General features: G+C 73.5%; 6 protein-coding genes. 2 read left to right on the top strand and 4 right to left on the bottom strand.

Annotation, left to right across the window (positions count from 1 at the left end; translation table 11 throughout):
- Positions 1 to 100: 100 nt before the first annotated feature.
- The 3 genes from ABTY15_RS38925 to ABTY15_RS38935 form a co-directional block, all read right to left on the bottom strand.
- The gene (locus ABTY15_RS38925; RefSeq protein ID WP_350607160.1) at positions 101 to 1,246 is read right to left on the bottom strand and encodes a D-alanine--D-alanine ligase family protein; all 1,146 of its coding nucleotides are present in this window, start codon (positions 1,244 to 1,246) and stop codon (positions 101 to 103) included.
- A gap of 74 nt (positions 1,247 to 1,320) precedes the next feature.
- Entirely contained in the window at positions 1,321 to 2,304 is a 984-nt protein-coding gene (locus ABTY15_RS38930) for an NAD(P)H-dependent glycerol-3-phosphate dehydrogenase (protein WP_350607191.1), read from the bottom strand.
- A gap of 14 nt (positions 2,305 to 2,318) precedes the next feature.
- Positions 2,319 to 3,143 carry a lysophospholipid acyltransferase family protein gene (locus ABTY15_RS38935; RefSeq protein WP_350607163.1) on the bottom strand — a complete coding sequence of 275 codons (825 nt, stop codon included), beginning with the start codon at positions 3,141 to 3,143 and terminating at the stop codon, positions 2,319 to 2,321.
- Between the two features lie 229 nt (positions 3,144 to 3,372).
- Here ABTY15_RS38935 and cofC point away from each other — a divergent pair, with 229 nt between their 5' ends.
- Together cofC and ABTY15_RS38945 are read left to right on the top strand one after the other, a co-directional pair.
- On the top strand, positions 3,373 to 4,056 hold the full coding sequence (cofC, locus tag ABTY15_RS38940) for a 2-phospho-L-lactate guanylyltransferase (protein ID WP_350607166.1): 684 nt from the start codon (positions 3,373 to 3,375) through the stop codon (positions 4,054 to 4,056).
- Positions 4,057 to 4,112: 56 nt separating this feature from the next.
- Positions 4,113 to 4,334, top strand: coding sequence for a hypothetical protein (locus ABTY15_RS38945; protein WP_350607169.1), 222 nt, complete (start codon positions 4,113 to 4,115; stop codon positions 4,332 to 4,334).
- A 178-nt stretch (positions 4,335 to 4,512) separates the two neighbouring features.
- On the opposite strand, the gene ABTY15_RS38950 is transcribed toward ABTY15_RS38945, so the two are convergent.
- The coding region (locus ABTY15_RS38950; RefSeq protein ID WP_350607173.1) for a hypothetical protein at positions 4,513 to 4,704 on the bottom strand (192 nt) is incomplete at its 5' end.

Genomic DNA, 4,704 nt, shown 5'->3' on the forward strand with positions numbered 1-4,704 from the left:
CCGCACCCGGCCGGGGTTAGCGCCCCCGCCCCGGGCACACCCCCCCGGGGGGGGGGGGGGGCGGGGAGCTTCCCGGCCCGCCCCTCTCGCGTTCGGGTCGTTACCGCAGGCCGGTCGAGCGGCGCAGCGCCGCCTGGAGCAGCCGGTCGATCAGCTCCGGGTACGGGACACCGGTGGCCTCCCACATCTTCGGGTAGGCCGAGATCGGGGTGAAGCCGGGCATGGTGTTGATCTCGTTGACCATCCAGGTGCCGTCCTCCAGCAGGAAGAAGTCCACCCGGGCCAGGCCCTCGCAGCCGAGCGCCTCGAACGCGGCCACCGCCTGACGGCGGATCTCGGCGGTCTCCTCCTCGGTGAGCGCCGCGGGGATCCGCACCTCGGAGGAGTCGATGTACTTGGCCTCGAAGTCGTAGAAGTCGAAGCCGTCGCCGACCAGCACCTCGGCCGGGACGCTGGCCCGCAGGCCGTCCTCGAACTCCAGCACGCCGCACTCGATCTCGCGGCCGGAGACACCCGCCTCGATGATCAGCTTGGGGTCGTGCCGACGCGCCTCGTCGATCGCGGCGTCGAGGTCGGCGAGGTCCTTGACCTTGCTGATGCCCATGCTGGACCCGGCCCGGCAGGGCTTCACGAACAGCGGCAGGCCCAGCTCGGCGGCCCGGGCACGCACCGCGGCGCGGCCCTCCTCGCTCTCCCACTCGCGCGGCCGCACGATCGTGTACCGGCCGACGCCCAGGCCGTGCGAGGCCAGGATGCGCTTGGTGAACTCCTTGTCCATGCCGACCGCGCTGGAGAGCACGCCGTTGCCCACGTACGGCACGCCGGACAGCTCCAGCAGGCCCTGAAGGGTGCCGTCCTCGCCCCAGGGGCCGTGCAGCAGCGGGAACACCACGTCGACGTCGCCGAGGGCCTTGGGGGTGCTTCCCGGCGCGCTCAGCACCACTTCCCGGTTGCCCGGGGAGACCGGCAGCGCGACCTGGCCGTCGACGGACTCGGCGACACCCGCGACGTCCGGCATCCGGCCGTCGCTGATCGCCATCCGGGCCGGCTCGTCGCTGACCAGCGCCCAGCGGCCCTCGGGGGTGATCCCGATCGGGAGCACGTCGTACTTGTCGCGGTCGATCGCCCGGAGCACGCTGCCGGCGGTGACCACCGAGACGCCGTGCTCGGAGCTGCGTCCGCCGAAGACCACCGCGACGCGCGGCTTGGGGGCGGACGGGTTCGGGGAGGACTGTTCGATGCTCATATCGCGATTGAGACTACCGTGCGACGTGTTTCCGGAAAGTCAACCGGCCCGGCGCCGCCCCCGGGCAGTCTCCCTCAGCGCCGCTCCGCCTTGGCCGAGCGGGACATCAGCGTCTGCAGCGCCTCCTGGGTGGGCCGGCCGTTGTGCACGACGTCCACCACGGCCTCGACGATCGGCATGTCGACCCCGTTGCGCCGGGCCAGGTCCAGCACCGACTCGCAGGACTTGACGCCCTCCGCGGTCTGCCGGGTGGCGGCGATGGTCTCCGCCAGCGACATGCCCCGGCCCAGGTTCATGCCGAAGGTGTTGTTGCGCGACAGCGGCGAGGAGCAGGTCGCCACCAGGTCGCCCATCCCGGCGAGTCCGGCGAAGGTGTGCGGGTCGGCGCCGAGCACCTCGCCGAGCCGGGTGGTCTCGGCCAGGCCGCGGGTGATCAGCGTCGCCTTGGTGTTGTCGCCGAGCCCCATGCCGGCGGCCATGCCGACCGCCAGACCGATCACGTTCTTGACCGCGCCGCCGAGTTCGCAGCCCACCACGTCGGTGTTGGTGTACGGCCGGAAGTACGGCGTGTGGCAGGCCGCCTGGAGCCGCTTGGCGACCGCCGCGTCGGCGCAGGCGACCACGCTGGCCGCGGGCTGCCGGTTGGCGATCTCCTTGGCCAGGTTGGGCCCGCTGACCACCGCGACGCGCTCCGGGCCGACCTTGGTGACCTCGTCGATGACCTCGCTCATCCGCTTGGCGGTGCCGAGTTCGATGCCCTTCATCAGGCTCACCAGCACGGTCTGCGGCTCGATCAGCGGCGCCCAGGCCGCGAGGTTGTCACGCAGCGTCTGCGAGGGCACCACCAGCACCGCGAAGTCGGCGCCGGCCAGCGCCTCGGCGGCGTCGGTGGTGGCCCGGACGGTGTCGGGCAGCCGGACGCCCGGCAGGTAGTCCGGGTTCTCGTGGGTGGTGTTGACCGCGTCCACGAGCTCCTGCCGGCGGGCCCACAGGACCACCTCGCAGCCCGCGTCGGCCAGCACCATCGCGAAGGCGGTGCCCCAGGAGCCCGTCCCCATCACGGCGCAGCGGGTCACCGGCCCGCCTCCTCGGTGTCGTTGCCGCCCTTGGCGCGCCGGCGTTCGGCGGCCGCCGTGGCGGCCCGCTCCCGGGCGGCCTTGCGCATGTCGTAGCGCTCGGCCGGCGGCTCCTCGCCGCGGATGTCGGCCAGCACCGCGGTGATCGCCGCCATGATGTCCTCGGTGGCGTCGCTGAGCACCTGCGCGGTGAGCTCCTGGCCCTGGTACTTGCTCAGGTCGACCGGCGGCCCGGCCGCCACGGTGACCTTGTGGCGCGGGAACAGGTTGAACTTGCCCTTCCCGTAGCCGGTCCGGCCGTACGGCGGGATGATCTCGTGGGCGCCCCAGTGCGCGACCGGGATGACCGGCGCACCGGTCATCAACGCGACCCGGGCGACGCCGCTCTTGCCGGTCATCGGCCACAGGTCAGGGTCCCGGGTGAGCGTGCCCTCCGGGTAGAACTGCACGCACTGGCCGTTGTTGACGGCGTCGATCGCGGCCCGGAACGCCTGCGCCGCGTCGGTGGACTCGCGGAACACCGGAATCTGACCGGTCTTGCGCAGCATGAATCCGATGAACGGAACCGAGAACAGCGAGGACTTACCGAGAATCCGCGGCGGGCGCCCGCTGTTGTACTGCCAGTGCGCGTAGATCACCGGGTCGATGATCGAATTGTGGTTCACCGCGGCAATGAAGCCGCCTTCCTCCGGAAGGTGCTCCCAGCCCCGCCAGTCGGGCTTCACCAGGGCGGTCGTCACCGGCTTCACCAGCACGGCCGCGAAGCGGTACCAGATGCCGTAGTCGGCGTTGCCGAACTTGGCGTACGAGCGGCGGGCCACCCCAGGTCCTCCTCATCCATGCGGCACGTGGGGTGCCGCGGTCATAGCCTCCCGGTGCCGCGCACCGGGGCGACCGGTGCCCGGGCCACGGGCGCGGAACAGTCTCGCCCGCCCGCTCACCGGCTGTCGAGCGACCGCGCCAACCCGCCCGGCGGGCGTGATCAAACGCACGTCCGCACAGTTCGGACGGCCTGGCGAGGGCTGCGGGACCGGCGTCACAATGACGCCGATGACCCAGGACACCGTACGCCTCAGCGGGCCCGTCGCGCCCGCCGCACCCACCGCCGGCTGGTCGCTGGTACTGCCGCTCAAGCCGCTCGCCCTGGCGAAGAGCCGGCTGGCCCCGTACGCCGGGGCGCACCGGGCGGACCTGGCCCTCTCCTTCGCGCTCGACACCGTCACCGCCGCGCTGGCCACGCCCGGGGTGTCCCGCGTCCTGGTGGTCACCACGGACGCCACGGCCGGTGCCCGGCTGGCCGCGCTGGGCGCCGTGGTGGTCGCCGACGAGCCCGGCGGCGGCCTCAACGAGGCGTTGGCGCACGGCGCGTCGGCCGCGCTGGCACTCGCCCCGCGAGCGCCGTTGGCCGCCCTCTCGGCGGACCTGCCGGCCCTGCGCCCGGCCGAACTCGCCCGGGTGCTGGGCGCGGTGCCGCCGCACGGCCGGGCCTTCCTGCCGGACTCCCCCGGCCTCGGCACCACCCTGCTCGCCTGCACCCCCGGCCGCCCGCTCGCCCCCGCCTTCGGGGACGGCTCGCGGGCCCGGCACGCGGCCGGCGGGGCGCTCGAACTGCGCCTGGCGGACGTGGAGTCGGTGCGCCGGGACGTCGACACCGGAACTGACCTCGGCGAGGCCGCCGCCCTCGGCCTCGGCCCGCACACCGGCCCCCTCTTCGCCCGCCTGGCGAGGTCCTGAGGCCCGCCCGCCGAGACGGCACCGAGCAGGCCCTTTCCCCTCGCTATGCTGCTGCCATGCAGGCCACCGCGTTCACCTTCGACCCCGCCACCCGGGCCGGCTCCGTGCTGCTCGACGACGGGACCCCGGTGCCGTTCGACGCCGCCGCCTTCGACGCGGGCGGCCTGCGGCTGCTGCGCCCCGGCCAGCGGGTGCGGATCCGCACCGAGGGCACCGGTGACGCCCGCCGGGTGGTGTTCGTGACGCTCCAGACCTTCCCCGACCCGGCCGAGGCCTGACCGCTTTCCGCCGGCCGTCGGCGCCTTTCGCCGCGGCCGTTCCCGGTGGTCACCGCCCGCCGTCGAATGCTGACTAAGCGCCCGGAAATCGAAAGAGCCGCGGCCACCGGTCTCCGCAATTAGCGGAAGGGGTGTCGCGGCTCTCTCCCGAAGGCCGTCCGAGGACTGCGGCGCGGGACTACTTGGCGGTGGTCTTGCGCGCGGTGGTCTTGCGGGTGGTGGTCTTCTTCGCCGGCGCCGTCTTCTTGGCCGTGGCGGTCGCCTTCTTGGCGGTGGCCGTGGTCTTCTTGGCGGCGGCGGTGGTGGTCGCCTTCTTCGCGGCGGCGGCCGTCTTCTTGGTCGCGGTCGCCGTGGTCTTCTTGGCGGCGGC

It is taken from the genome of Kitasatospora sp. NPDC097643, assembly GCF_040302625.1.
In the GTDB taxonomy this organism is placed as follows: Bacteria; Actinomycetota; Actinomycetes; order Streptomycetales; family Streptomycetaceae; genus Kitasatospora.

Bases quoted from the DNA above. Each gene is read 5' to 3' on its own strand.
- ABTY15_RS38925 (WP_350607160.1), bottom strand. From the start codon at position 1,246: ATGAGCATCGAACAGTCCTCCCCGAACCCGTCCGCCCCCAAGCCGCGC.
- ABTY15_RS38930 (WP_350607191.1), bottom strand. From the start codon at position 2,304: ATGGGGACGGGCTCCTGGGGCACCGCCTTCGCGATGGTGCTGGCCGAC.
- cofC (WP_350607166.1), top strand. From the start codon at position 3,373: ATGACCCAGGACACCGTACGCCTCAGCGGGCCCGTCGCGCCCGCCGCA.
- ABTY15_RS38945 (WP_350607169.1), top strand. From the start codon at position 4,113: ATGCAGGCCACCGCGTTCACCTTCGACCCCGCCACCCGGGCCGGCTCC.